Source organism: Parasutterella sp., from assembly GCF_057870745.1.
Window position 1 is genome coordinate 1 of sequence record NZ_DBMALT010000027.1, and the last position, 24,434, is coordinate 24,434.

The 24,434-nt window shown below is 51.1% G+C and carries 25 protein-coding genes and 1 pseudogene; 17 read left to right on the forward strand and 9 right to left on the reverse strand.

Annotated features, from left to right (window positions below; translation table 11 throughout):
* Nucleotides 1-83: 83 nt before the first annotated feature.
* The gene (locus ACZND6_RS08250) at nt 84-452 is read right to left on the reverse strand and encodes a hypothetical protein (RefSeq protein ID WP_489524539.1); all 369 of its coding nucleotides are present in this window, start codon (nt 450-452) and stop codon (nt 84-86) included.
* Between the two features lie 327 nt (nt 453-779).
* Between ACZND6_RS08250 and larB the strand changes: the two genes are divergently transcribed.
* The 3 genes from larB to larE are packed head-to-tail and all read left to right on the forward strand — an operon-like array spanning nt 780 to nt 3,142.
* On the forward strand, nt 780-1,442 hold the full coding sequence (gene larB / locus ACZND6_RS08255; protein WP_293185288.1) for a nickel pincer cofactor biosynthesis protein LarB: 663 nt from the start codon (nt 780-782) through the stop codon (nt 1,440-1,442).
* 4 nt (nt 1,443-1,446) lie between these two features.
* A complete protein-coding gene (gene larC, locus ACZND6_RS08260; RefSeq protein WP_293737015.1) occupies nt 1,447-2,313 on the forward strand; it encodes a nickel pincer cofactor biosynthesis protein LarC in 867 nt (288 codons plus the stop codon).
* A complete protein-coding gene (gene larE, locus ACZND6_RS08265) occupies nt 2,306-3,142 on the forward strand; it encodes an ATP-dependent sacrificial sulfur transferase LarE (RefSeq protein WP_293737016.1) in 837 nt (278 codons plus the stop codon). Before larC ends, larE begins: the two co-directional genes overlap by 8 nt.
* 46 nt (nt 3,143-3,188) lie before the next feature.
* Here the strand turns inward: larE and ACZND6_RS08270 are convergent, their stop codons facing one another.
* From ACZND6_RS08270 to dcuC, 6 genes are all read right to left on the reverse strand, one after another.
* Nucleotides 3,189-4,463: a nickel-dependent lactate racemase family protein gene (locus ACZND6_RS08270; RefSeq protein ID WP_293737017.1), complete on the reverse strand. Its 1,275-nt coding sequence runs from the start codon at nt 4,461-4,463 to the stop codon at nt 3,189-3,191.
* 129 nt (nt 4,464-4,592) lie between these two features.
* Nucleotides 4,593-5,795 (reverse strand): L-lactate MFS transporter, encoded by a 1,203-nt coding sequence (locus ACZND6_RS08275; protein ID WP_370748513.1) that lies wholly within the window; start codon nt 5,793-5,795, stop codon nt 4,593-4,595.
* A complete protein-coding gene (locus ACZND6_RS08280; RefSeq protein ID WP_489524540.1) occupies nt 5,785-7,269 on the reverse strand; it encodes a lyase family protein in 1,485 nt (494 codons plus the stop codon). Before ACZND6_RS08280 ends, ACZND6_RS08275 begins: the two co-directional genes overlap by 11 nt.
* Before the next feature lie 54 nt (nt 7,270-7,323).
* A complete protein-coding gene (locus ACZND6_RS08285; protein WP_489524541.1) occupies nt 7,324-8,529 on the reverse strand; it encodes a porin in 1,206 nt (401 codons plus the stop codon).
* Nucleotides 8,530-8,551: 22 nt separating this feature from the next.
* Nucleotides 8,552-9,961, reverse strand: a complete 1,410-nt coding sequence (locus ACZND6_RS08290) for a dihydroorotase (protein ID WP_293737021.1) — start codon at nt 9,959-9,961, stop codon at nt 8,552-8,554.
* A 2-nt stretch (nt 9,962-9,963) separates the two neighbouring features.
* The gene (gene dcuC / locus ACZND6_RS08295; RefSeq protein ID WP_418806267.1) at nt 9,964-11,238 is read right to left on the reverse strand and encodes a C4-dicarboxylate transporter DcuC; all 1,275 of its coding nucleotides are present in this window, start codon (nt 11,236-11,238) and stop codon (nt 9,964-9,966) included.
* 215 nt (nt 11,239-11,453) lie between these two features.
* Here dcuC and ACZND6_RS08300 point away from each other — a divergent pair, with 215 nt between their 5' ends.
* From ACZND6_RS08300 to nadD, 6 genes are all read left to right on the forward strand, one after another.
* The gene (locus tag ACZND6_RS08300; RefSeq protein WP_293737024.1) at nt 11,454-12,407 is read left to right on the forward strand and encodes a LysR family transcriptional regulator; all 954 of its coding nucleotides are present in this window, start codon (nt 11,454-11,456) and stop codon (nt 12,405-12,407) included.
* Nucleotides 12,408-12,473: 66 nt separating this feature from the next.
* Nucleotides 12,474-13,163: an alanyl-tRNA editing protein gene (locus ACZND6_RS08305; RefSeq protein WP_489524542.1), complete on the forward strand. Its 690-nt coding sequence runs from the start codon at nt 12,474-12,476 to the stop codon at nt 13,161-13,163.
* A gap of 59 nt (nt 13,164-13,222) precedes the next feature.
* A complete protein-coding gene (locus ACZND6_RS08310) occupies nt 13,223-13,945 on the forward strand; it encodes a YebC/PmpR family DNA-binding transcriptional regulator (protein WP_008863644.1) in 723 nt (240 codons plus the stop codon).
* Nucleotides 13,946-13,980: 35 nt separating this feature from the next.
* A complete protein-coding gene (gene purD / locus ACZND6_RS08315; protein WP_489524543.1) occupies nt 13,981-15,258 on the forward strand; it encodes a phosphoribosylamine--glycine ligase in 1,278 nt (425 codons plus the stop codon).
* Nucleotides 15,259-15,268: 10 nt separating this feature from the next.
* Nucleotides 15,269-16,003, forward strand: a complete 735-nt coding sequence (locus ACZND6_RS08320; protein ID WP_418806261.1) for a hypothetical protein — start codon at nt 15,269-15,271, stop codon at nt 16,001-16,003.
* The gene (nadD, locus tag ACZND6_RS08325) at nt 16,000-16,653 is read left to right on the forward strand and encodes a nicotinate (nicotinamide) nucleotide adenylyltransferase (RefSeq protein ID WP_412650463.1); all 654 of its coding nucleotides are present in this window, start codon (nt 16,000-16,002) and stop codon (nt 16,651-16,653) included. Before ACZND6_RS08320 ends, nadD begins: the two co-directional genes overlap by 4 nt.
* 31 nt (nt 16,654-16,684) lie before the next feature.
* Here nadD and ACZND6_RS08330 read toward each other — a convergent pair whose 3' ends face one another.
* Nucleotides 16,685-17,809 carry a metallophosphoesterase gene (locus ACZND6_RS08330; RefSeq protein ID WP_489524544.1) on the reverse strand — a complete coding sequence of 375 codons (1,125 nt, stop codon included), beginning with the start codon at nt 17,807-17,809 and terminating at the stop codon, nt 16,685-16,687.
* Between the two features lie 183 nt (nt 17,810-17,992).
* Here ACZND6_RS08330 and rsfS point away from each other — a divergent pair, with 183 nt between their 5' ends.
* The 7 genes from rsfS to ACZND6_RS08365 all read left to right on the forward strand — a co-directional run bounded on the left by rsfS (nt 17,993) and on the right by ACZND6_RS08365 (nt 22,253).
* Complete coding sequence (rsfS, locus tag ACZND6_RS08335) at nt 17,993-18,367, forward strand: ribosome silencing factor (protein WP_022100150.1); 375 nt, start codon at nt 17,993-17,995, stop codon at nt 18,365-18,367.
* Nucleotides 18,368-18,375: 8 nt separating this feature from the next.
* On the forward strand, nt 18,376-18,843 hold the full coding sequence (rlmH, locus tag ACZND6_RS08340; RefSeq protein WP_337557338.1) for a 23S rRNA (pseudouridine(1915)-N(3))-methyltransferase RlmH: 468 nt from the start codon (nt 18,376-18,378) through the stop codon (nt 18,841-18,843).
* A 3-nt stretch (nt 18,844-18,846) separates the two neighbouring features.
* Complete coding sequence (locus tag ACZND6_RS08345) at nt 18,847-19,443, forward strand: Maf family protein (RefSeq protein WP_022100152.1); 597 nt, start codon at nt 18,847-18,849, stop codon at nt 19,441-19,443.
* A 64-nt stretch (nt 19,444-19,507) separates the two neighbouring features.
* A complete protein-coding gene (locus tag ACZND6_RS08350) occupies nt 19,508-20,110 on the forward strand; it encodes a chromate transporter (protein WP_022100153.1) in 603 nt (200 codons plus the stop codon).
* Entirely contained in the window at nt 20,107-20,634 is a 528-nt protein-coding gene (locus tag ACZND6_RS08355; protein WP_022100154.1) for a chromate transporter, read from the forward strand. The genes ACZND6_RS08350 and ACZND6_RS08355 overlap by 4 nt, the downstream gene beginning before the upstream one ends.
* Nucleotides 20,635-20,643: 9 nt before the next feature.
* Nucleotides 20,644-21,507: a pyridoxal kinase PdxY gene (gene pdxY / locus ACZND6_RS08360; RefSeq protein ID WP_022100155.1), complete on the forward strand. Its 864-nt coding sequence runs from the start codon at nt 20,644-20,646 to the stop codon at nt 21,505-21,507.
* Nucleotides 21,508-21,638: 131 nt separating this feature from the next.
* A complete protein-coding gene (locus tag ACZND6_RS08365) occupies nt 21,639-22,253 on the forward strand; it encodes an MBL fold metallo-hydrolase (RefSeq protein WP_022100156.1) in 615 nt (204 codons plus the stop codon).
* 285 nt (nt 22,254-22,538) lie between these two features.
* Here ACZND6_RS08365 and ACZND6_RS08370 read toward each other — a convergent pair.
* Nucleotides 22,539-22,883 (reverse strand): annotated as a pseudogene (locus ACZND6_RS08370) (FKBP-type peptidyl-prolyl cis-trans isomerase); the annotation flags it as partial.
* Nucleotides 22,884-23,019: 136 nt separating this feature from the next.
* Between ACZND6_RS08370 and ACZND6_RS08375 the strand changes: the two are divergent.
* A complete protein-coding gene (locus tag ACZND6_RS08375; RefSeq protein ID WP_293737033.1) occupies nt 23,020-24,291 on the forward strand; it encodes a DEAD/DEAH box helicase in 1,272 nt (423 codons plus the stop codon).
* Nucleotides 24,292-24,434 lie beyond the last annotated feature (143 nt).

A 24,434-nucleotide genomic window follows, 5' to 3' on the forward strand; every position in this document is an offset into this window, starting at 1 on the left:
GCGTTCCGTTTGTTTATTTCGCAAAAATCAACTTTATCGGATCGCCAGCATGTTTGCATTGGGGCTATGTCAATCGTTCAAATTTATTTTGGACAGTAGTGCTTTCTATCCAAATGAAGATGATCGTCCCAGATCTTTTTTAAGAGGTAATGTCCGTACTGCAGCAGAGGAAGCGGAGCGCCGGCAGAAGAATTGTTGTCAAAGCTAAGCAGACTTTGAACTTGTGCGAGTCGATTGAGCGACTGAAGGCGGCTCTTTTCCGCATAGTCTTCCTGATACTTCTTCTTCAAATTTTCCAAGTAGTTTGGATCTGACTGAGAAAGGATGTCGAGCCGCCCCAATTTCTGCACGACCTTGTGCTTGACCTTTCCGTTTTCATCCCGATAAGACTCCATGAGCCGGACATAAGTGTATTGCCCGTTGGCTCCGCCTTTGCAAGTAGAGACATACATAGACCACCTCAATTGTTGAGTCTAATTATAACATATCTACTACATATCTACATGTAAATAATTAAACCAGGGCCAAAAAATAGACCTCTTGGGCGTTGCCGCCCAAAAGGTCAATCAGAATCTGCCAAACTCAGGCGCAAAGAATGGGAACGCGAACATTCCGTCGACGTTCTCGATTATGCCGAAAGGAAAGGACTCGGCTCTAAGGCCTACCGTCTGCAGAAAATTGACTGACAAGTACGGTCTTTGCCTAAATTTACGGCGCCGCCGCATCGAATAAAATGAGCGGATATCTCAGCACTTTCGGCTAAAGGAGACTCCTCGACGATGACAAAAAATCGCGTTCTTTTTGATTATGACCGAGCTGCCCGCACCTCGGTTCCTGAGGCGGTCTTCTGCCAAAGCAAGTCCCGTGAGGTCATCTACAGTCTCATGGAAGAGTTCTCCAAAGCGGATGCGCCGGCAATTCTTTTTACCCGGCTCAGTGAAGAGGTCTTCTCCTCCTGTCCCGCCGAAGTAAGCCGGCATTATTCTTTTGACTCATTGGCCCGTACCGCCTTTTGCAAAAAGCTTGATCAAGGACACCAAGGAAGTGTCGCTGTCGTTTCCGCCGGAACCGCAGACGGCTTCGTCACCTGGGAAGCCGCGCGTACGCTGGAATTCATGAATATTCCCTTCCAAGTATTTGAAGACTGCGGCGTAGCAGGCCTCTGGCGCCTGGAAAGCAAAATCGAAGAGATCAACCGCCACCGCATCATTATTGCCGTGGCCGGCATGGAAGCCGCACTCGGCAGCGTTCTTGCGGGACTCACCTCCCGGCCCATCATCGGCGTCCCCACTTCCGTGGGATACGGCGTCTGTGACGGCGGAAAAACTGCCCTGAACAGTCTCTTAGCCTGCTGCTCTCCGGGACTTTCGGTCGTAAATATCGACAATGGTTTCGGCGCCGCCTGCACTGCCGCTAAAACCCTCAGCTCTTTCGGATGCTAATCAAATGACTCCTCATTCCCACGATATCGAATCTCTCCACGCTCACGATCACTGCGAAGAGCATGTTCACCATCATGACCATGCGGATCATGACCACGAAGACCATCATCACCATCACGAACACCACAGTCACGGAGCCGGTCAAAAAATTCTCACGATTCGTCTCCATTCCGGCATCGCAGGAGATATGTTCCTGTGCGGCTTAATGTGCATGCTCGACATGAACAATGAAGAAGCAGACTCCGTTTTGAACGGAATCTTTTCCGAGCTCAAAGGTTCGGTCCATCTTGAGGACAAATTTGTCGGCGGTATCCGCGGCTCCTTCTGCCGTGTAGAGCTGCCTCACGAACATGAGCACCGTCGACTGTCCGATGTCCGCGCCATCATTGAAAAAGCCCTGATGAGCGACAAAGCCAAGGAACTCGCGCTTAAAACTTTCGGATTTGTTGCTGAAGCCGAGGGCAAAGTGCACGGCATGGCACTCGAAGAAGTGACCTTCCACGAGGTCGGTGCATTAGACAGCATTTTGGATATCTGCTTTAACTGCGAGCTCTTCACTCGTTTGAATCCGGACCATCTCATTGTCAGCCCGCTTCCGATTGCCGACGGACACATTCATTGTACCCACGGCGTGATTCCGTCTCCGGCGCCGGCTGTCCAGGCGCTTTTAGTCGGCATTCCGGTCCGCCCCTTCGGTGCCGAAGGAGAAACTGTGACGCCGACAGGTATCGCCCTTCTCAAGGCTTTCGGAGCTGAGTTTGGTCCGTGGCCGCAAATGGTTATCGAAAAAATTGAAACCGTGTATGGGACCTATGTCTATGAAGGCGTTCCCAACGGCGCAACTTTCGCGTTAGGAAAAAGCTTTGAATAACGATCCGCGCCTGTCTCGTCTTGAAAAGGTGCTTTCTGAGATTGCGCCTGATAAACGGCTCGCGATCGCTTTTTCCGGCGGTTTGGACAGCCGTTTCCTGAGCTTTGCAGCCAAGTATCTGGGATACACCGTCAAACTTCTCACCGTTAGAGGCCCGCACATTTCTGCGGAAGAGACAGCGGAAGCCGTGCAGTGGGCGCTGGATAACGGCTTTGAGATGGAGCTTCTTGATCTCAACCCTCTGCAAATGGAAGCCGTTGAGTTTAATCACACGGATCGGTGCTACTTCTGCAAGAAGCACTTGTTCCTTGAGCTCAAAAGACGGGCAGCGGATCTTCCGCTCTGCGACGGTACAAATCATTCGGACTTATCTCATTACCGTCCCGGACTGAAGGCATTGAGCGAACTGAAAATCCACTCACCTTTGGCTGAAGCCGAATTTTCTAAGCAGGACAATCGCGAAGTCGGTGCCTTAACCGGCTTGGACCGCTGGGATCAGGCTGCACGGCCTTGTATGCTGACGCGTCTGCCTTACAACCAAAAAGTTCTCGCCTCCGACCTCACCGCTGTCGGGGAAACCGAAACGGCAATGAACCGTTTCTTTGCCGGCTTGAACAAAGGCGAGATTCGCTTCCGGCTTCGCAAGGTCAGTCCGGAAGCGTTTGAAATGCACATCCAAAGAGAAGACTTCGAGCGTCTTTCCGAGGAAGAGCGCACAGAGGCTGAGCATCTCTTGGCTTCCTTCCCGCTCTTTGCTTCGGCTCAATGGAAGCCGATGGAGAAGCTCTCGGGATATTTCGATCAGCTTCTCGGACAAAAAGCTCATTAATCGACAAAGGACGCCGAAGCGTCCTTTGTATGAGCTGCGCGACAGATTATTCTTCGACGCGCGGTACCGTGAGAGAGCCTTCCGGCATAACGATAACGGATTCCACCTTACCGATTTCTTTTTCCGCAGCTGCCAAAGCTTCTTCGATCGTGTCATAAGCACCTGAGAACAGCATGTCGCGTGCCATCTTACGATCTAAAGCAGTCACTAAGTAGTATTTGGCTTTTTCCATTAAGCGCGTTACGGCGTAAGCCTTGTTTGCACCGATACGAAAATCTTTCTCGAGTTCGGCTTTAATGGCTTGCGGGGAACCGAGGCGGCGGCAAGCTTCTTCCAGAACCGCAGATCCGCTTCCTTCAACGCATTCGGCCACCATGATGACGGCGCCACCTTTGCGAACGGCACAGGCTGCGTTGTCCATTGTTTTTTGCATCTGATAAACGTTGATATCTTTCGGATATCCGCCGCAGGAGGCAATCACTAGATCAGCTTCCTTCGGGATGACGCTGCCGTAGACTTCGTCCACAAACTTGCAGGCTTCTTTATGAGCCTTGATGTAGTCGCCGGCAAACATCTTGAGGAACTGGTGCTTCGCGTTCAGGATGGCGTTAAACAAAAAGAGGGAGCGTCCTTTAGCGAAAAGTGCCACACCTTCCATCTGGTCTTCGTAGCAGGGATTGCCGGTCGTTTTTCCGAGGCCGGCCGCCGGATCGAGCATGAAGCTGTGGTTGACACGCACTGTTTCCATAGCGGCGCATCCCGGGAGAATAGCCTTACGGCCGCCGCCGTATCCGCTGAAGTAATGGTGAACGATCGTACCTGTCAGGATAACGTGGTCGACGTCGCAGAGATGCTTATTGATCCAAACCGGTGTTCCGCGGGAAGTCGTACCGAAGTACTTAAAGTCTTCCTGCTCGTTGCAGAGGCTGTTGTACATCTTCAAACGAGAAGCAACGTCCTTGCCAACTGCCTGAACCATTTCTTCTTCTGTCATAGGACGATGTGTACCCAAGGCGAAGACGATGTGCATATCTTCATCTTTGACGCCGAGCTTATTCATCTCATTGACGAGGACCGGCATGAAATCAAAGCTGTTTGCGACGCGGGTAGGATCGTTGCAGATGAAAGCAACTTTCTGGCCCGGTTTAATGATTTCGTTGATGGGAGGACATCCAATCGGGTGGTAGATCGCCTCGAGAACTTCGTAGGGAATGTTTTTCATCGGCTCGAATTCTTTGGTGCGAACTTCCTTCAGAACCAGGGTTTCGTCGAGCTCGATTTCTTTTGAGCCTTGTCCATAGGGCAAAACGTACTTCTTCATGAAATCTCCTATTGATGAGCGTTAGCACCCGTCTGCCGTGCTGCTTAGAGGAAAAATTTATCTTAGACGGGCTGATGATCCGATGATTTTGTCTCTCATCAGATCTTCAGGCCTCAATGTTAATACGTGTTACAAATCTTGTCTCGTGATTATGTAACCTGTCACCGCCCCCACCAACGAAATGCCGCAGGCAATCAAATAGGCCGAGCTGAAGCTGCCGCCGGCAGAGAGTGTTTTGATGATCCAGGGACCTAAAACACCGGCAAAGGAGAAACCGGCAAACATAATCCCGTAGTTGACGCTGTTGTGTTTGGCGCCGAAGGCAGCCGCCGTGAATCCGGGGTAGATCCCCATGAAAGAGCCGAACGAGAAACCGACCAACGTCAGTGCTGCAAAGAACAAAGCCACTGAACCGTTGCTGCACATGAGCAGCAAAGCCATTCCAAGCGCCGTAAGGACGGAGGACAAAATCAAGGTTTGGCAGGCTCCGAGCCGGTCGGATACGGCACCCGCGGCAACTCGGCCGAGAGTGTTGATCAGGGCCAGGTAAGAGACTGCCGTTGCAGCCATTGCCGCCGTGAGACCTACCTGTTTACTAGCAATGCCGGCTGAATGCGAGATGATCATCATTCCGGAGACGGCCCCGCAGCACAGGAAAAACAGCATTTTCCAGAACCGCTTAGTCGCAATCATCTCCCGCCAGCTCAAACCGGCTGCTGCGTTGTTTGCTGGCGGATTCGCCGAGCTTTTGTCGACAAAGATAAAGCTAAGCAGACCGCCCGCACAGATCACCGCACCGCAGACAGCTCCGACAATTTCGAATGCGCTTTGAATACCGAAGTTCGTTGTCAGCGCATGCGCGATTGGGGGAAGAACGACCGAACACAGTCCGTAAAAGGCCGTGGCCATACCGCCCGCAAAACCTCTCCTGTCGGGGAACAGTTTCACGCATGTGTTGATTGTGGCGCCGTACGTCAGTCCGAGGCCAAGACCGAACAGCAATGAATAGCTCAGGATTAAAGAGGACAAATCCGAGGCGCTGCCCGACAAGAATAAACCGCTTCCGATCAAGAGTCCTCCGACGGTCATCAGCCATCCGGGACCGAAGCGGTCGTTGACAAAACCGCCCAGGATCATGGGCAGAGGTCCGACGGCGTTAGCCAAGCCGAACACAATCGCCAGATCTCCGGCTGTATAGAGAACGTTATTGAGCTGGCTCATCTGCTCGGCTTTCGGACCGGCAAAGACACTCCAGGCATAGATCGACCCGGTGCAGAAGTTCACCAAGCAGGCCGTAATGAGAAACCTCCAGCGATTTGAGTTATTGGTCATTTGCACCGCCTATTTCTTTTGCCGCCTGATCAAGAAGCTTCATAAAGGTCTCTTGGCCTTTTGTAAAACGCTGAACGAAACTTTCTGCGTCCTCGATATGATTTCTCTCAGTCTTAAGGAGTTTTTTCACTTCTTCGGCCGAGCAGCTTCCGGCAGTCCGCCTCCCTTCCACGATCGCGCGAGGGTCCAATGCGGCTTTGAACTCGTCTTCCGTCAAAGGGAACGGCATCTGTGCTCTTTCTTTCAAGAAGTCTTTCCAGATTTCGCAAACTTCCTTATAGAGCGTCGTTTCCGGAGTTTTGGATTGAGCACGGGCCCAGGTAACCAGAGAGCTTGCAAAGCCGTGACCGGTGCGGAAATCAATTCCTTTCAATACGAGTCTGTCGGCGATTTCCTGAGTACATGTCCAATCAGAAGCTATTTCCTTTAGGGCATTGTCTTCCTTAACCCGCAGCCCGTTGACGACACGATCAAAACGGCCGAGAACACTCTTAACATCCTTGAATAACTCATTAATTAGCGGTTCATCTCGTTCGTCCGGCATTCCTGTCGGCAAATTCTGAAGACGAAGAAGCCAGCTGATCGCCTCCGAAATCACAAAACTGCAGTCGCGTCTTAAATCATTCACAAAACCCGGATTCCTCTTCTGCGGCATTGCGCTTGAGACGTAGGTACTTCCGGAGAGGTCTAAGACGACCCAAGGATAAGAGTGGTGGTACTGAGAAGAGAAATCGGCTAGGAATTCCGAAATCAGCGTCATCACGGAAACAACAATCTGAGAAAGCTCCAGAGGCAATGTGTTGCCTGCGATCTGTCCGGCATCAAAAGCATTTTCCGACGGTGCCGCAAAGCCGAGGAGATCTGCGATACGTTTACGGTTCAGCGGCCATGCCGTTCCGTTTAGAACACCGGCGCCCATCGGGCAGACATCGTATCTGCCGAAACATTGAATGAAGCGCTCGGTTTCTCTGCTGAAAGCTCTCGCAAAAGCCAAAATGTAGTGGGAGTAACTCTCCGGGAGAGCCTGAACACCGTTGGTATAAGCCGGTACGACTTTACCGGATTCTCTTTCGGCGAGGTCACACAGACTCTTTTGAATGCGGACGATCTGTTCTACCGCTGCCGCGATTCTTTCTTTGTTCAGTCCGAACTCGACTGTCGCCAGGATGTCCTGACTGCTGCGCCCGACATGCATCACGGAGCAGTCCATGCCGGCACGCTTCAGGATCTCAGGTTCAAAATGGATGTAGGTATTGAATTTCGGCAATTCGCCGTTTTCGGCTGCAGCCTCAACTTCCCGCATCGCCTTGACGATGCGCCCGGCCTTGTCCCAATCAATAAGATTTTCTTCCAAGTTGCTAATCAGACTGGCAAGATTGATACGGTGCAACCACCAATTGGTGTCGTGTTTTTGTAAACCGTCAGCCGCATCGATTTTATCCCTTCCGGCGGATGTCATTTCAAAGCCTAACATTTCTCTCTCCTTTCTCATTGAGGGACGGCGAAGCCGCCGTCCTGGCCCTCCAAGTTAGAAGCGGTGCATTAAACCGACGATCAACTCACGAGACTTGATATTTTCTTCCTGCCAATCTGCATGCTGCAGGAAGAAGCCGCCGATACCGTAAACAGAAGTTCTCTTGCTTAACGGATAGACATAACCTAAACCAGCATTGAAGCGATAGAAGTCGTTATTCTCGGTTGTGTTTTGGTTTTTACCGAAGGCTGTGCCGGCAGAAACTTTTACTGTTCCGCCGAGTGCATTGAACTGAGTACCGAGGGAGAACGCCAGAGCTTTGAAGCCTTTGTTTTCGCCGACTTTGCCGTCAGCAGCCGATGTGTTTTGCTCAGCCGCAACCGGAGCAAATTCTTTGGTTGCGTAACCGCCGATATAGGCGATGTTCTTCATGTACTCCACAGTTCCGTAAACGGTTGCGGGTTCGAACTTATAGTGACCGCCGAGCAAGACCTTATAGGCGTCTCTGAGTTTCCAGCCGCCGGCCTTCAGATCCGCACTTTGAACATTAAGCCAGTCGGCAGCTAAGGCAACAAAGTACTTCGGCTGGGTATAAGTCACGCCAGCAGCCATGTAGCGGTTTGTCTTGGATGTGCCTTCGTTCTCATCGGAGGCGCCGTTGGAATACTGATAGTGGAATTCCAAGCCGCTGAAGGACGGAGAGCGGTAATTGATCATGTTGTCATGACGAGCCGAGGCAAGCGTGCCGACAAACTTCCAGCCGCCGGTCATATTGCCCCAGCCGGCGCCGAACGGATTAACTCTGCTGTTGAAAAGTCCGGTTGTTCCGGAGCCCGTCAGCATGGCCGGCATACGGCCCATCTTTAACGTACCCCAGGTCTTAGACTGAATGCCGAAGCTTGATTCGCGTTCGAAGGCTTTGCCTTTGATGTATTCGGCACCGTCATCGGCCAAGAAGCCCTGTTCTAAGTGAACGAGCACGGACCAGTCGGAATTGAGTTCTTCTCTGGCCTTAATGCCCCATGTCGATACGTTGCCAGTACCTTCCATGTAGCGGCTTGTCGCGCCCTGGCGAGCAACTTTACCGTTCTTCAGGACATTAGGCGCTCTTTGTCCGACGGGTGACATCATTCCTTTATTGGAATTTTCATGGATGAAGGTCAGGCCCTGATCTAAGAAACCGAACACTTCAACTTTAGTTTCGGCAGAAGCAACGGAGGCAGCGGCTGCGAGAACGGCAACAGTAATAAGTTTCTTCATTTTCTATTCCTTGGGATTAGTATTAATTGAGACGATTGAGGAGTTCGAATGAGGGATTGACTTCACGAGCGGGAATGCCTTGGCTGCTGTAGAAGGACAGACCCTTGCTTGTCGTAAAGGCTGTGGGGACGCCGTTAAAAATCTTTCCGTTTTCAAAAACGGTGTTCCCGCCGGAGATGACTCGGACCGGTGCCTTAGCGACCGGATCTGCCAGGCAGATATCTGCATCAGCACCCACGGAGAGATGACCTTTAGAAGGCAGATTCAAAATCCGTGCGGGCATGAGAGAGGCCTTTTTCACGAACTCAAGCATCGTAAGGCCGTCTAAATCCACCAGTTCCAATCCGGCTTTCAGCGTGACGTTGCGGGGAATGCAGCCGCCGTCGGTAGACAATGCATCTACCGTGAAGGCCTGGGACGAGCCTCTTCTGGCTGTAGCACAGAGGACTCTGGAAGAAAGCGGATTCATTCCGGCAAAGCTTCCTGAAACATTGGTGTTCTGGTCCAGGAAGTAATCAGCGCCCTCTTTTCCGCTGATAAGGATGGTTTGGTCCTGTACATCTTTCATCACGGAGAGGCGTCCGGAAAGAATGGCGTCCACAAGGCCTTTCTTATCCGGAGAAAATCCGAAATTGGCCAGACACTTTCTGGGAATCGCGGACTTGGGGATGCCGTTTTCGTCACACACTAAATTCGATCCGTTTCGAGAGGACAGATAGCTTTCTGTGACGATGTTCGGATTGGCTTCCAGAATTTGAAGTACGACGATGCTAAGAGCAGCAGCCTTTTCGGGGCACCCTCTGCAGTAAGCATTGATGTGCGGAAGATGCAGAAAACCTCCGTTTGCGGTGGCTACAGCTTCTTTGACTCCGCTTAAATCGCTTCCGGTTTCCGTAGAACCGGCGTGCCACGCAATGTAAACACCGTTTTCCTGGCAGTACCTAACAAGACGTTCATTCGCTTTCGGCGTCAGCGGGAAATGACCACCGAGGATTTTGACTCCGTAGCTTCCGTTGGCTAACGCCTTATTGACGAAAGCAGCGATTTCTTCGGTTGAAGGATCATTCGTCGGGACGTTCTTGCCCGGAAGAATCGCTTCAAGCGTTCCGTAGGTAATTGCAGCACCGTTAGTTTTTACGATGCGGGCAAGATCGCCGGAATTACCGCTCATGTCTAAGCAAGTTGTTACACCGGCTGCTGCCACCATCTTGAATCCGCAGGCGCTAATGCCGAGATGAACATGGCTGTCGATCAAACCGGGGAGAAGCAGGAGGCCTTGAGCCTGCATGACTTCGGAAGCCTCAGAGGAAGTTAGTTTCGGAGCAACTGCTGCAATTTTCCCGCCCTTTATACCGACATCCGTAATTTCATCGCGGAGATTCTTGGCATCGACGACTCGGGCGCCTTTAATTAACAGGTCAAACGTACTCATGATTACACCAGAACAAGAGCTGCGACGATTAAGGAGATGAGCATGGAGAGTCCGACACGCTTGCTGATTTCAAACGGGCTAACTTTGGCAATACCGGCGACGATGATGATGCAGCCGGCCAGAGGCGAAGCCGTGCGGCCGAACTGTCCGGCCACTGCACAGAGCAGTCCCAGGGCTTCCGGATTCATTCCGAAGCTGGCAGCCGACGGAGTAACCGCCTGATTGAAGGCCCAGATAGCGGCTTCGCCGGAACCGGTTAAGACGGCAAGCAGGAAGGGACCGAAGGATGCACCCCAGCGAGCGATTTCATTGGACTGTTTGAGCATGTCGATGAAAGCCGGGATCAGACCGATTTCTTTCATACCGACAGCGAATACACCGGCAGCAACGATGAGGCCAATCACGGAACCGTAACCCTGGCCCATACCTTTAAAGAATGCTTTAACCAGTTCGTTCGGGTTCTTCAGGCAGATTAGAGCGATGTAGACCACACCGATAATCATTGAAGCAACGACATCCAGACCACTCTTCGGAAACCAGACGGAGCTGATGATGAGGAGGATCATCGGAATAACAGGTGCAATCGCTTTAAGAGGATTTACTTTAAATTCAGCTCGGTTTTCTTCAATCTGAAAACCGGCAAGGTCTTTGGCTTCAAGCTTCTGGTCCTTGAAGTAGAAGCACATAATCAGAGAAGAGATGACGGCAGAAAGGAGGAAGAGACCGAAAATGTAGGGAGCGGCATAACTTACGAAGTCCATAATCGGAGAGTTGCCGAGCTTGGCGATAAAGATGTCATGGGCGCATCCGGGGTTGACCAAAAGTCCCATCATCGTGCCGCCGCCGACAGCTGCTGCTGCGCCCGCGGGTTTGATGCCGGCTCTGATCATTAACGGAATCAGTGTGGCGCCGACCGTCGCTGCAGTTCCGGCAGCACTCATAATGGCAATATTGATGAGGAAGGTCACGACGGTCGCGATCAGAATCAGCCAGCCGCCGATCTTCTTGAGCGGAGAAGCAAGAAGAACAACCAGATGTTCATCGCACTTAGAGAACGTTACAGCAGCCGCAAAACCCATCGCGGCGCAGATCGGCGGGACCAAGTTGATGTTGACCATGCCTTTAATGAAAGACTGGAAAGCCGCCATCGGATGGCCTGCCAGAACGCACATTGCGAAGCCTGCAAGCAGGAGCGTCATGCGGGTTTCGACTTTCTTAATGATGGCTACGATTGCCAGAATGATTAAGGCAATCGCGCTGATGATTTGCCAAGACATTTTGTTTTCCTTGAAGTTATGAGGTTTGGTGTTGACTTCATGTAGAAGTATTAATTTTTTATGTCTCTGCGTTAATACCAATCTAATGAACCATTAATTGCTAAAAATAGAATTAATCCCCGTAGAAGCCTCTAGAACAATCCCTAACTTATTATTTTTTAAAGAATTTAAATTGCTAAAATTGCAATCAATCTCATCTCTTCGAGCAATTAGATATGACGGCGCGTACCAATGATCTCGAGTGCTGGAAACTTTTCTGCCTGGTTGTCGAAAAACAAGGATTAAACGCTGCGGCAGATTTTGCGGATATCGAACCTTCACGGCTGAGCCGAGTAATCAACTCATTGGAAGCAGAGTTAGGCAGTCCGCTGCTGGTACACAACCGAAGGCCGCTGCAGACAACAAGTTTCGGGGATCAGGCCTATGCAATGGCCAAAGCACTTCTTGCTCAGCACGCACTGATGCTCGAAACTCTGAAAGGCGACAAAGATCGCATGGAAGGTCTGATCACACTTGCCATCCCTGCGGGTATCGGACCTCTTTTTGTGACGCCTCAGCTTCTTGAATTCCAGCAAATCTTCCCGAAAATAGAATTTGAGCTCATCACGCTCACATCTAAAGCCGAAGAAGTGTTCTATAACCATCCCGAAAAAGTCGTTCATGTTTCTATTGGGTACGGCGTTCCCGGGACCGGAGACATCGTTTCCCGCTACTCAGGAAAAATGGAGTTCATACCCTGCTGCTCCCCGGGCTATATTAAAAAACACGGGCATATCGTCGACCCGTCAGAATGCGCTGCGCACACAGGACTCTCCTACACGGGCGGCACGCGAACAAAAACGCAGGAACTGCAAAACGGCGGTGTTGTAAAACAGTTGAAATGGAAGAAGAGCCTGTCGTTCCAGTCTCTAAGCGACCTCAAAAACGCATGTCTGCTCGGCGCCGGTATCGCCGGAGACATTCCCTTGATTCACTGCATTGATGAGCTGGAAGAAGGAAAACTTATTAACGTGCTCCCTGGCTGGAAACGGCCGGCTGCAGGCTGCTACCTTTATTCCACCAAGCATTTTGTTAAGTACCGGCGCGTCAAAACCTTTCTTGACTGGATGGCTGAAAAACATCGAGAACTTTTAGAGCAAATCGATAACCGAGTCAGACTGCTGGCTTAATATATGCCGCGCTCCGAAATCTAGAGAAACGAATAAGCGGACTTCTCACAACGCATCGATCACATCATGACCACAAAATTATTTTTGACTGACAAAACCCTTGAAACCGAAGTCTCCGTCCTGGAATGCATTCCTAGCGAAGACGGGACTTTTTCTGTCACGTTGGACCGCACCCCGTTTTATCCTCAAGGCGGAGGACAGCCCTGTGACACCGGCTTTATCGGTAAGAGCGAGGTCATTAAGGTTTTTGAAAACGAGAACGGAAAAATCTGCCACATCGCAAAGCAGGAAGTGCCACTTGGCAAAGCGATTGCCAAAGTCAATGTCGAAAGACGGAAACTCAATACGTGCCTCCACTCGGCTTCTCATGTTATCTCCGCATTGATTGAAGGCATGGGTGACTGGGACGTCACTAAAGGCAGCAGCTTTCCCGGACAGGCTCGTTTGGAATTCAAGCGGAAACGCGAGGAAGTCAAAATTCCGTCTATTGACCAAATTACTGAGATGCTGAAGGACGTTGTCGCTCAGAATCTTTCTTTCAAGGAGAACATCGATCCGGAGACCGGATTCCGCATCGTCACCTGGGGAGATTTAAAGGCCTATCCATGCGACGGCACGCACGTTTCTTCTACTGCTGAGCTGGCTGATGTCGTCATTACCAAGGCTCATCTCAAGAAGGGCCAGCCGCACGTGAATTTTGCCAAGGTTCTTCCAAAACTACGGACCTTTACTACCTTGCCAAAACCAAGCAAGTAATAGGCCTCCGTTTGGTAAAATTTGAGATTGTCTTTTTATAGCTTTAAGGACTCTTTTAAATGTCAGGACATTCCAAGTGGGCCAATATTCAACATAGAAAAGGCCGTCAGGATGCAAAGCGCTCCAATCTCTGGACCAAAGTCATTCGTGAAATCATCGTCGCAGCTCGTTTAGGCGGCGGAGACCCGGACATGAATCCGCGTCTGAGACTCTCTCTCTTGAAAGCACGGGCAGCCAACGTGCCTAAGGACACTGTTAAAAATGCCATTCTGAAAGGCACCGGTCAGCTTGAAGGCGCCAACTACGAAGAAATCCGTTATGAAGGCTACGGCGTCGGCGGCGCAGCTCTGATCATCGACTGCACCACGGACAACCGAACCCGTACTGTTGCAGACGTTCGCCATATCCTCTCCAAGAACGGCGGCAACCTCGGTACAGACGGCAGCGTTTCCTTCATGTTCAAGCACTGCGGCTATTTCCTCTTTGCTCCCGGACTGAAAGAAGACGACGTCATGGAAGTCGCTCTTGATAACGGCGCCGATGATGTGGTAACCGAAGAAGACGGCTCCATCGAAGTCACTTGCGATCCGGCCGCTTTCGAAGCTCTGCACAAAGCCTTCACGGACAAAGGCTGGGAACCCGAAGTTGCTGAAGTTACCTGGAAGAGCGACTCTGAAACCGTTCTTACCGGTGACGATGCAGAACGCATGCAGCGCCTCATCGACGCTCTGGAAGACCTCGATGATGTCTCTGAGGTTTACACCACTGCCGTCTTTGAATAATTACTCTGTTCAACCTTGAAAATTAGAGAAATCCCATGAAGATTCTAGTTATCGGAAGCGGCGGCCGTGAGCACGCCCTGGCGTGGCGCTTGGCCCAATCTCCGCGAGTTGAAAAAGTCTATGTTGCTCCGGGCAATGCCGGAACGGCAGGTACGCCGAACCTTGAAAATTTGGCTATCACCGACTTGAACGAACTCGCAGATTTCGCTGCTTCCAACGATATTGCTTTCACCGTCGTCGGTCCCGAAGCCCCGCTCGCCAAGGGTGTTGTCAACATCTTCCGCGACCGCGGCTTAAAGATCTTCGGACCGACCAAAGAAGCTGCCCAGCTGGAATCTTCTAAGGACTTCGCTAAGGCCTTTATGAAACGTCACGGCATCCCGACGGCCGAATACGAAACCTTTACGGATGCCGAAGTGGCTCATGCTTATGTCCGCCGCAAAGGTGCTCCGATCGTCATCAAAGCCGACGGTCTAGCCGCCGGCAAAGGTGTCGTTGTCGCCATGACGGAAGAAGACGCGCACGAAGCCGTCGACTTCATGCTCCAAGACAACAAACTCGGTGACGCCGGCGCCCGTATCGTCATTGAGGATTACCTCGACGGCGAAGAAGCCAGTTTCATCGTTATGGTGGACGGCGAACACGTTCTTCCGATGGCTACCAGTCAAGACCACAAGAGACTTCTCGACAATGACAAGGGTCCCAACACCGGCGGCATGGGCGCCTACTCCCCGGCTCCGGTCGTAACGCCCGAGATTTATCAGATGGTTATGGATCAGATCATTTATCCGACGGTCAGAGGCATGAAGGAAGACGGCATCGTCTTCACGGGTTTCCTCTACGCCGGACTGATGATCAGCAAAGATGCCTCCGGAAAACCCACGGTTAAAACGCTGGAATTCAACTGCCGCTTCGGCGATCCGGAAACTCAGCCCATCATGTCTCGCTTAAAGAGCGACTTCTCCGAGCTGATTGAAGCCGGCATTGACGGCTCTTTAGACAAAGTCATTGCCGAATGGGATCCCCGCTGTGCTTTGGGCGTCGTTCTGGCTTCCAAAGGCTATCCGACAGCCCCGAGAAAAGGCGACGTTATCTCAGGCGTTGAGCTCCAAGACGACGACACAGTCACTTTCCACGCCGGCACTAAGTTCAACGATAAAGGCGAACTGGTCACCAGCGGCGGCCGCGTTCTCTGCGTTGTAGGACTCGGTGACGATTTGCATCAGGCCCGTGACAAGGCTTACAAAGCTCTGGACAAAGTTCATTTCGACGGTATGCAGTACCGTAAAGACATCGGTTACAGAGCACTTTAATTATTTCTTTATGCGCCACCCTAAACTTTTTTCGTTTATCGCAGCGCTCGGACTCGGGGCTTGTGTCAGTGCCTTCGCACAAACGACCTCGCCCCTGCCCGGTCCGTTTCCGGCCGATCCGACCCCGAAACCTTTTGACTACCCCGAAGGCTTATCCACTCCGCAGTTCACATTGGAGCAGAATCCCGCCTCTGTCATTCAGTTCGGAGATTTTCCGATTGTGCTCGGCGTCACGCCCCTTTCCGTTGTGACTAAAGCGTTCGGAGGCAGTCTGCATCACTTACCCGATCGTACGGACTACCTTTGCTATTCCGCTCCGATCCAAGAAACACCGAAGCCTAAGAAAAAGGCTAAGAAAAAGCCTGCCGAGGACGAAGTGCCTCCTCCCGAAGTCATCGGGCAGAACATTTGGTTCATTATCGGTGAGCGCGGAGAACTGACCGAAGCAAAGGCAGAGGCCGTCACCGCCGAGGGCGAACTCTGTCCTGCACTGCCGGAAGCTTTTTCGAATGTTTCCTTCGGACCATTCCGCATCGGCGTTAATTTGAAGCCCAGAGAAATCAAAAAGCTTGAAATCCCTGAGCCCAGTGTGGCCAAGGAAGATTCTCCCTGGCGTTATTGGTTTGCGACCAACAAGGAATCCCATCCTATCCATTACGGTTTCTTTGCCGTTGAAACCGATCCTGAGTTCGGACCGAAGAAAATGATTTCGACCGAGCTTGAATTCAAAGGAGCCTCTCATTGAGAATCGGCGTTTTCGGCGGAACCTTTGATCCGGTGCACGAGTCCCATATTCAAATGGGGCTCGATGCCCTGGAGCAATGCCATCTGGACAAAGTATTCTTCGTTCCGACCCGTCCTTGGCAGAAAACCGCCCGCGCCTCTGGAGAGGATCGAGTCGCCATGCTGAGCATGGCGCTTGCTCCATACCAAAACAAACTTATCATCGATCGACGAGAGCTGGAGCGCACCGGCGCCTCTTATTCCATCGATACGCTCTATTCCTTCAGGCAAGAGTTCGGTCCGGAGACCCCGATTTATTTCATCATGGGCTCGGATCAATGGAAAAATCTCAAGACTTGGGTCTTATGGGAAAAATTTCCGCTTCTATGCAACCTCTTAATTTATACGCGTGACGGTGAATTGGGCGACGATCCTTATGAAGGAAAGTTTCCGTTAATTCCGGCCCAGGATCTCGGTTCGAATCCGGCGCCTAACGGTCTTATCGTACTTACAAGAAGCGAACCGGCGCCGTACTCTTCAACAGCCATTCGCAAAGCTTTGTTCGAAAAGCCTGCCCGATCCCAAACGATTCCGGGGCTCACTGCCGACGTGCACCAATACATTCTTTCTCACGGTCTGTATTTACCGAGAGAAGGCGGCAAAGGAATTTAGTTCCGCTTCGCCGCTGATTTAATAGCCTTTCCTATTCCAGCGTAATGAAGGTGATTTCGGACGGAACACCTACACGCATCGTGAAGCCATTCCAAAGTCCGGATCCGTTTGTCACATAGACCTTCTTTTCGCCTCGATCGTAGAAGCCGCTTACTAAACCGTCATTGAAATAGGCCAGGAGCGGATACATGAAGAAAATATGGCCTCCGTGCGTATGGCCGGAAAGCTGGAGATCAAATTTCTCTTTTGTCAGAGAACCTGTCTTTGGCTGGTGCGCCAAAAGAATTCTGAAATCCTCAGGACTTGTTCCGGAAAACGTCTTTTCAACGTTCGGCGGCTCTTCTCCGAAACGAGACGCGCCGAGATCTGTCGTTCCGCCGACCACCAAAGATGCATCGTCTTTTGTGAGCACGTCACTGCCGTTGCGAAGTACTTTGATGCCAAGCGTCGGCAAAGCTGCCATCCACTCTTGATAGACAGAGTAGTACTCATGATTGCCGGGTACGGCATAAACTCCGTACTTGGACTTTAAATGCTTCAAAGGTTCAAGCTCAGGAAGAAGTTTTTGTGCCCTTCCATCGATAAAGTCACCCGTGATCATCACGATGTCAGGATTTAAATCATTGGTCCTTTTCACGATCTCGGACAGCCATTCTTTGCGCTGAACAGGCCCGACGTGCAGGTCGCTCAGCAAGGCGATCGTTGTTCCTTTCCATTGAGCAGGAAGGTTTTTAAAGACAATCGTTTCAGTCTTTACCTCAGGGACTTTGATGCCTTCATACATTCCCCAAAAGCCGCCTGCGACAGAAACAATAAAAATCGGAACAATAAAGACAAGGCGATTGAAGCTAAAACCGGTCTTTACGCCGAAAGTGCCGAGCAGCCAAAGTCCGAGAGAACAAATGTCTTTCAGCAAAAGCAAAAACGCCGCAAGAATAAGTGCTCCGTACAAGGCCTCCCAAGTAAGCATCCATGCGCCCTTGACTGCGGGCTCAAAGAACGTACCTCCGTTCATGGTGTAGGCCATGTACTTCATGGAAATCAGAAAGATTACCGCCGTGGATAAAAGTTTCCAAAACCAATGAATCTTAAGCGGCAGGACACCGCTGCAAACCACATAAACTGCCAGGATGAGGCTCGGCCAAAACAGGAACATTTTTTCGTAGAGTTGTTAGTTCAAATCTTTTAGATTTTAGAAAACGATCCTTCGGAAAAAGAAAACTCAATTCACGGATATTTGCATGATTTTGTGATTTCCGGCTCGAAAAGAAGACTTTCTGCTGTTGAAAAGAAACCTGACTGAGTACAATTAACCGCTAACTAAACAAGAGAAAGTTTTATGGATATTCGTAAGTTACAGAGAGTGATCGTTAACGCCCTTGAAGACGTCAAGGCACAAGATATCAAGATTTTCAACACCTCTAAGCAGACCGCTTTATTCGAGCGCGTCATCGTTGCAACCGCCAATTCCAACCGCCAGACTCGCGCTTTAGGCCACCATGTTTTCATGGAAGTTAAGGAAAACGGCGGAGACGCCGTCGGCATCGAAGGTCTGGAGACCGGCGAATGGGTTCTCGTCGACTGCGGAAGCGCCATCGTTCATATCATGCAGCCGGCTCTTCGTGCTTATTACAACCTTGAGGAACTCTGGGGCGCCCATCCCGTCCGTATGAAACTCCTTGAGAATGAAGACAAAGAAGAAGATTCTGAATAATTTTTACTATGAAAATTTCCGTCGTTGCCGTCGGTCTCAAAATACCCAAATGGGCTGATGAAGCATGCGAAGACTATCTGCATCGCTTTCCGTCGGATTGGAAGGTCGAATTAAAGACCGTCAAAGCCGAAGACAGGAACACGCGCACCATCCCGAAAGTGATGCAGGCCGAAGCGGAAAGGATTCGGGCCGCCCTGCCGAAGGATGCCATCAAGGTCATCATGGATGAACGCGGCGCAGACCCGACCAGCACTAAGCTCGCCCAGCAAATCAACCGCTGGAGCGACCAAGGACGCCCGATCGCTTTCATCATCGGGGGCGCCGACGGTATCGATCCGGGACTCAAAGCCGAGGCTGACTTTACGCTTCGTCTCTCTTCCCTGACCTTGCCGCACGCCATGGCTCGCGTTTTGCTCGTAGAGCAGATCTACCGCAGTTGGTCCCTTCTCCACAACCACCCCTATCATCGGGCTTAAGTTATGGATTTCTATCTTGCCTCCAAGTCGCCGCGCAGACGGGAGCTTTTGAAAGATGCGGGCTTTGACTTTGACATTCTTTTAAGCAAAACACCCGACTCCGTCAACGAAGATGTCCTGCCCGGCGAATCTCCCGAGAACTACGTGGCGCGCGTCACACGCGAAAAGGCTAAGTGGGGCCGTAAAGTAGCGGAAACCGAACGCGATTTGCTGCTTCCCGTCCTTGCCGCTGATACCACGGTTGCGTTAAACGGCAAAATTTACGGCAAGCCGGCAGACGAAAAGGAAGCTTTTGAATTCCTCAAAGATTTCTCGGGACAAACACACGAAGTTCTGACTGCAGTATGTTTGGTCGATAAGGAAGGAAAGCCAAGAGAAACTCTGACTAAGACGTTTGTCACCTTCCGCCCGCTCACCGACGAAGAAATCAACTCCTACATTGCCTCCGGAGAAGCTTTTGATAAGGCCGGCGGTTACGGGATTCAGGGATTAGCCGGTCAATTCGTCGAAAAAGTCGAAGGTTCTTACAGCGGCGTGATCGGTCTGCCCGTCGACGAAACCAAAGCCCTGCTCGCTGAAATCGGCATCCGGCCGCATTAAGTTCCTACAAAAGAGGTTACGGCCTTTTTGACACTTAGAATGGCTGAAAAAAGGCTGAATTCTTATGACCTCTACCGCGAAATACAAAACTTCCGCACCGAATAAACCAAAAAGCTGCTGGGACCTGTTTTGCTCTTTTACGCTGATGGCTATGCAGGCCTTCGGCGGTTCGACCGCTATCGCGCAGCAGTTCTTAGTCGACCAAAAGAAATGGCTCACGCAGTCCGAGTTTCTTGACCTCCTGACCGTTTCTCAAGTCCTTCCGGGACCCAACATCATGATTTTGACCATCGTGGTGGGCGACCGACATTTCGGATGGAGAGGCGCACTTGCCTCTTTCCTCGGCATGATTACGCTTCCGGCAACGCTCATGCTCTCCGTCTTTGTCTTCTATCAACAGTACGCAGAGAACAAATGGGTATCCGATGCTCTGGTCGGTATGGCCGCATCTGCCTCAGGGATGGTGGCCGGCGCCGCTATGAAGCTTCTTTACAACTGCAAAGAAAATATCATCACGCCGCCGGTCTGGATTTTTGGCTTGGTCATCACATTCATCACCGTCGGCATGCTGAAGATTTCCATGGTCTACATTCTGCCGATTGTCGGTATTCCTCTCTCCTTCTGGGCGTGGTACCGATTCATTAAGGAAAGGAGCGCTCGGTCATGACACCTGCCTTATTTGCCGGACTATTCTTCCACTTCATGCTGCTTTCGCTGATCGCGATCGGCGGCTTCATGGCTACGCTCCCCGGCATGTACTCCTACCTTGTGGATACGGCAGGACTGCTGACGCCAGAGACCTTTGCCAAGACGGTTGCGTTCGGCCAGTCCCTGCCAGGCCCGAATGTACTGGTTGCGGCAGTGCTTGGCTGGGCAGCCGCCGGTCCTTTGGGTGCGCTCGCTACTTTCGGCGGAACTTCCATTCCTTTCTCGCTAATTGCCGTTCTTGCGGGAAGGTATATTCGCGAGCACGCTTCCTCGGTTTTCGTTAAGTCCTATAAAGCCGGCATGGCGCCGGTTGCCGTCGGGCTTTTATTTGCCACTGCTTATCTTCTTTTGGGAAACCAGCTTGATAACTGGCATGTGTGGGCCTGGGCCGGCGCCGTCACAATTATTGTTTGGAAAACCCATATTCCCCTCATTCTTTTAATTATGATTGGGGGAGTTATGGGACTATTAGGCTGTTTTTAGGAGGATTCAATGTCTCGTTATGTGTTAACGATCCAATCTCACGTTGCATACGGTTTTGTCGGTAATTCTGCCGCCGTTTTCCCGCTGCAGCTTTTGGGTTTTAGTCCGATCGTTGTCAACACGGTTGAATTTTCCAATCATACGGGCCACCCGACGTTCCGAGGTCAGGTTTTTACTGCCGAGCTCATCCGCGACATTATTCTCGGCATTCGGGAACGCGGTCTCATACCCAAGATCGAAGGGCTGCTTTCAGGATATTTGGGTGACGCAAGCATCGGCAAAATTGTCTTAGAGTTAGCAACTGAAATCAAAGCGGCCAATCCCAACGCTGTTTGGCTGTGCGACCCGGTGATGGGCGACACGGATACCGGTGTTTTTGTCCGTCCCGATATCCCGCAATTCATGAAGGAACATTTCCTCAACGGGTTGGCTGATATGACAAAACCAAATCAGTTTGAACTGGAACTGCTGAGCGGACGAAAGATGAGAAGCCGCCAGGAGGCAGTCGACACAGCGCGGGAGTTGTTCACGGACAAGGGTTGCCGTGTTACGTTTGTGACAAGTCTGCTGACACCAGACGTTCTTGCAGGCACAGTCGAGACCTTAGCCGTTACCAAGGATGATGCCTGGGTCGTCAGAACACCTCTTGTGGAACGAAAACCGACGCCTAACGGACAAGGCGATACCTTCTCATCCGTCGCTTTAGGCACTTACCTCAAAACAAAGTCAGCCAAAGACGCTTTAGAAGCTGCCGTCAACACACTTTACGGATTAGTTTCTCATATGGACAGCGGTGCTCTTGATCTTCCTCTCATTGATGAGCAGCGTCAGATCCTCAGTCCTGAACATCGTTTCGAAGCTGTTCGCTGCTAGCTCAAAATTTTCATCGCTCTAAAAGCTTCCATCTCGGAGGCTTTTTCTTTGCGTCCGTTGTGAGGCTCTCACGCGCTAGTGAACATCGCCTCCTTCCTATAATCAAAACACTTTGTTTTGTGAGGCGTATTATGTCTGTTGCTGTTTTTCCTCTCGGCCCCTTAGAAACCAATTGCTATATCGTTAGCTACGAAGGCCAAGCTGTTGCAATTGATGTCGGCGGAGACCCCGCTCCCGTGAGCAAATATCTCAAAGAACACGGGTTAGAGCTGAAAGCAATCTGCATCACGCATATGCACTTTGACCATCTTTATGGCGTTGCCGCTTTAGCTGCCGAAACGCACGCTACGGTCTATACGCCGGAAAAAGATAAAGTCATCGCTTCCACAGTTCTTGGGCAGGGCGGATCTTCTGGCTTTCCTGCTGTCCCTAAATTTGAATCCGTCAGCATTGAGCCGGGAAATAAGACAGAGTTTGCCGGACTTGAATGCAAAGTTTTGAGTGTTCCCGGACACACACCGGGCTCTGTGGCTTATTACTTCAAGAAAGAAAAGTGCGTCTTTGTCGGCGACACGCTTTTCTTAGAATCCATCGGCAGAACGGACTTCCCGTTCTCCAGTCATGAACAGCTTGTGACATCGATCCGCTCCGAGCTCTTCTCTTTGCCGGATGACACAATTGTCTATCCGGGCCACGGACCTGAGACCTCCATCGGCTACGAGAAAGAGCACAACGCCTTCCTGTAATCGAAAAATTCTCGCCTGTCAGCAGACAGCTACTCTGCCGGCAGGCGTTTGTTTTTCCTAAGAGCCCACTTTTTCAAAATATATTCCAAAAGAATAGGTTGTCGCGTGCAACGTAACTTTTGGATTTTTGCTTGCTGAGACTCAGAAATACGCAGGCACAAAAAAACCGCTCAGACTTTCTCATCCAAGCGGCTTGTTGCAACCTTATCTAGCTTGCTACTTCACATCAGGTGCAGACACCGGAGTGATGACATCTTCTTCAAGCTGCCATTTGCCGTTGTCTTTAACTCCGAGCAGCTGGATTTCAAAAATCAATGTTGCATTCGGAGGAATAACAGAACCGGCGCCTCCGTCGCCATAGGCTAACTGAGACGGAATGAACAGACGGCGAACACCCCCGACCTTCATGCCGGCAACGCCGCGGTCCCAGCCCTGGATAACATAGCCTGCTCCGAGCGGGAATTCAAAAGGTTCTTTGCGGTCAACGCTGGAATCAAACTTTGTGCCGTCTTCGAGCCAGCCTGTGTAATGAACACGAACGAGCTCACCAGGCTTGGCCTCTGCACCTGTACCGACTTTGACGTCCACTATCTTTAAATCTTGTAAATCTTGAGTGTCAATACCAAACATCGTTATCGCCTCCTATTGGCGCTTCACTAGTGATTCTTGGATTTTATGCTCACTTGGTTCCCCCTATTGGTCTAATCCCTCAGATTGAGAACTGATTCCGCACTACACTCCCACAGATTCAAAGAGGACTAATTGAATGTCGAATTCTTTTAAGACACTTGGGTTTGCACCCCAATTAGAAAAGTTAATCGAAGCCAACGGCTTTACGTCGCCGACTCCGATTCAAATGAAAGCCATCCCGCTCGTTCGACAGGGATACGATCTTTTGGCTGCAGCTCAGACCGGCACCGGTAAAACGGCTGCTTTTGTTCTGCCCATGCTGCAGAAGATGATAGAAGAACCGACGCTTTATCAAAAGCGCGTTCCTCGTGTTTTAGTACTGACTCCTACCCGAGAGCTTGCCGCGCAAGTCGGAGAAACTATTCTTTCTCTGGGCAAAGACCTCGGCGTACGCTCTGCCGTCGTTTTCGGCGGTGTGGGCATCAACCCGCAGAAGGCCGCCATTGCCAAAGGGCTGGATTTCTTAGTTGCGACACCGGGTCGTCTGCTCGATCTCATGAACCAGGGTTTTGCAGGTCTCTCTAAGACGCACATTCTGATTCTGGACGAAGCCGACCGTATGCTGGATATGGGCTTTCTCCCTGACTTAAAGCGCATTCTGAAGGCGCTCCCGCCGGATCGCCAAACACTGCTCTTTTCCGCAACGTTCTCACCTGAAATCAAAAAGCTCGCTTCCGAATTCTTGAATAAGCCTGAGTCCGTCGAAATCGAACGAAATAAGGACTCCTCTCTTGTTCGCCAAACGCTTTACAGAGTTCCGAAAGCTAATAAACACACTGTCCTTCGCGACCTTATCGTCGACAACCAATGGGATCAGGTTTTGGTCTTTACCAGAACCAAATACGGCGCAGATAAGCTGGTTCGCCATCTGCTCAAAGACGGTCTGGTTGCCAAAGCCATTCACGGCGATAAATCTCAGAGCGCCAGAACGACAGCACTCAGAGAGTTCAAAGAGCACAAGCTTCCTATTCTCGTTGCCACTGACATCGCTGCCCGCGGCTTAGATATTGAAAAGCTTCCTCAGGTCGTCAACTACGAACTGCCGCAGCAAGCAGAAGACTACGTTCACCGTATCGGCAGAACGGGACGCGCAGGAGAAGCGGGAGAAGCTTATTCTCTGGTTTCTCCGGAAGAGTTGCCGCAGCTGGCTGCGATCGAAAAGTTCATCAAGAAGCCGCTGCCTTTGTCTGACTTCCCGAGACTGGATTACTCCGATTGGAAGGTTTCTGCTCCGACAAAGCCTCAGAACAAAAACCGCAGACCCGGACCAAGAAGAAACGGACCGGCCGGCTTCAAACGCTCCGACGGTAAACCGTCTGTCCGTCGCAGAACCGCCCGTGGGCAATAGCTATGCATTGCACGGCTTTTCCCGTTTGCTAGAGCAATAACTTTTAGGCGGCCTCGGGAGTTTTTCCTCGGTCGCCTTCTTATAATCGGACAAGGATACTTGTTTTGTCTATGACCGAAGCCTGACACTTGCGCCGCTTCGGC

Bases quoted from the DNA above. Each gene is read 5' to 3' on its own strand.
- rsfS (WP_022100150.1), top strand. From the start codon at position 17,993: ATGGATATTCGTAAGTTACAGAGAGTGATCGTTAACGCCCTTGAAGAC.
- ACZND6_RS08250 (WP_489524539.1), bottom strand. From the start codon at position 452: ATGTATGTCTCTACTTGCAAAGGCGGAGCCAACGGGCAATACACTTAT.
- ACZND6_RS08270 (WP_293737017.1), bottom strand. From the start codon at position 4,463: ATGAAGAAGTACGTTTTGCCCTATGGACAAGGCTCAAAAGAAATCGAG.
- ACZND6_RS08355 (WP_022100154.1), top strand. From the start codon at position 20,107: ATGACACCTGCCTTATTTGCCGGACTATTCTTCCACTTCATGCTGCTT.
- ACZND6_RS08320 (WP_418806261.1), top strand. From the start codon at position 15,269: ATGCGCCACCCTAAACTTTTTTCGTTTATCGCAGCGCTCGGACTCGGG.
- ACZND6_RS08350 (WP_022100153.1), top strand. From the start codon at position 19,508: ATGACCTCTACCGCGAAATACAAAACTTCCGCACCGAATAAACCAAAA.
- ACZND6_RS08305 (WP_489524542.1), top strand. From the start codon at position 12,474: ATGACCACAAAATTATTTTTGACTGACAAAACCCTTGAAACCGAAGTC.
- ACZND6_RS08330 (WP_489524544.1), bottom strand. From the start codon at position 17,809: ATGTTCCTGTTTTGGCCGAGCCTCATCCTGGCAGTTTATGTGGTTTGC.
- ACZND6_RS08290 (WP_293737021.1), bottom strand. From the start codon at position 9,961: ATGAGTACGTTTGACCTGTTAATTAAAGGCGCCCGAGTCGTCGATGCC.
- ACZND6_RS08280 (WP_489524540.1), bottom strand. From the start codon at position 7,269: ATGTTAGGCTTTGAAATGACATCCGCCGGAAGGGATAAAATCGATGCG.
- ACZND6_RS08275 (WP_370748513.1), bottom strand. From the start codon at position 5,795: ATGACCAATAACTCAAATCGCTGGAGGTTTCTCATTACGGCCTGCTTG.
- ACZND6_RS08365 (WP_022100156.1), top strand. From the start codon at position 21,639: ATGTCTGTTGCTGTTTTTCCTCTCGGCCCCTTAGAAACCAATTGCTAT.
- ACZND6_RS08300 (WP_293737024.1), top strand. From the start codon at position 11,454: ATGACGGCGCGTACCAATGATCTCGAGTGCTGGAAACTTTTCTGCCTG.
- pdxY (WP_022100155.1), top strand. From the start codon at position 20,644: ATGTCTCGTTATGTGTTAACGATCCAATCTCACGTTGCATACGGTTTT.
- rlmH (WP_337557338.1), top strand. From the start codon at position 18,376: ATGAAAATTTCCGTCGTTGCCGTCGGTCTCAAAATACCCAAATGGGCT.
- purD (WP_489524543.1), top strand. From the start codon at position 13,981: ATGAAGATTCTAGTTATCGGAAGCGGCGGCCGTGAGCACGCCCTGGCG.
- ACZND6_RS08285 (WP_489524541.1), bottom strand. From the start codon at position 8,529: ATGAAGAAACTTATTACTGTTGCCGTTCTCGCAGCCGCTGCCTCCGTT.
- dcuC (WP_418806267.1), bottom strand. From the start codon at position 11,238: ATGTCTTGGCAAATCATCAGCGCGATTGCCTTAATCATTCTGGCAATC.
- ACZND6_RS08375 (WP_293737033.1), top strand. From the start codon at position 23,020: ATGTCGAATTCTTTTAAGACACTTGGGTTTGCACCCCAATTAGAAAAG.
- larB (WP_293185288.1), top strand. From the start codon at position 780: ATGACAAAAAATCGCGTTCTTTTTGATTATGACCGAGCTGCCCGCACC.
- ACZND6_RS08310 (WP_008863644.1), top strand. From the start codon at position 13,223: ATGTCAGGACATTCCAAGTGGGCCAATATTCAACATAGAAAAGGCCGT.
- ACZND6_RS08345 (WP_022100152.1), top strand. From the start codon at position 18,847: ATGGATTTCTATCTTGCCTCCAAGTCGCCGCGCAGACGGGAGCTTTTG.
- larC (WP_293737015.1), top strand. From the start codon at position 1,447: ATGACTCCTCATTCCCACGATATCGAATCTCTCCACGCTCACGATCAC.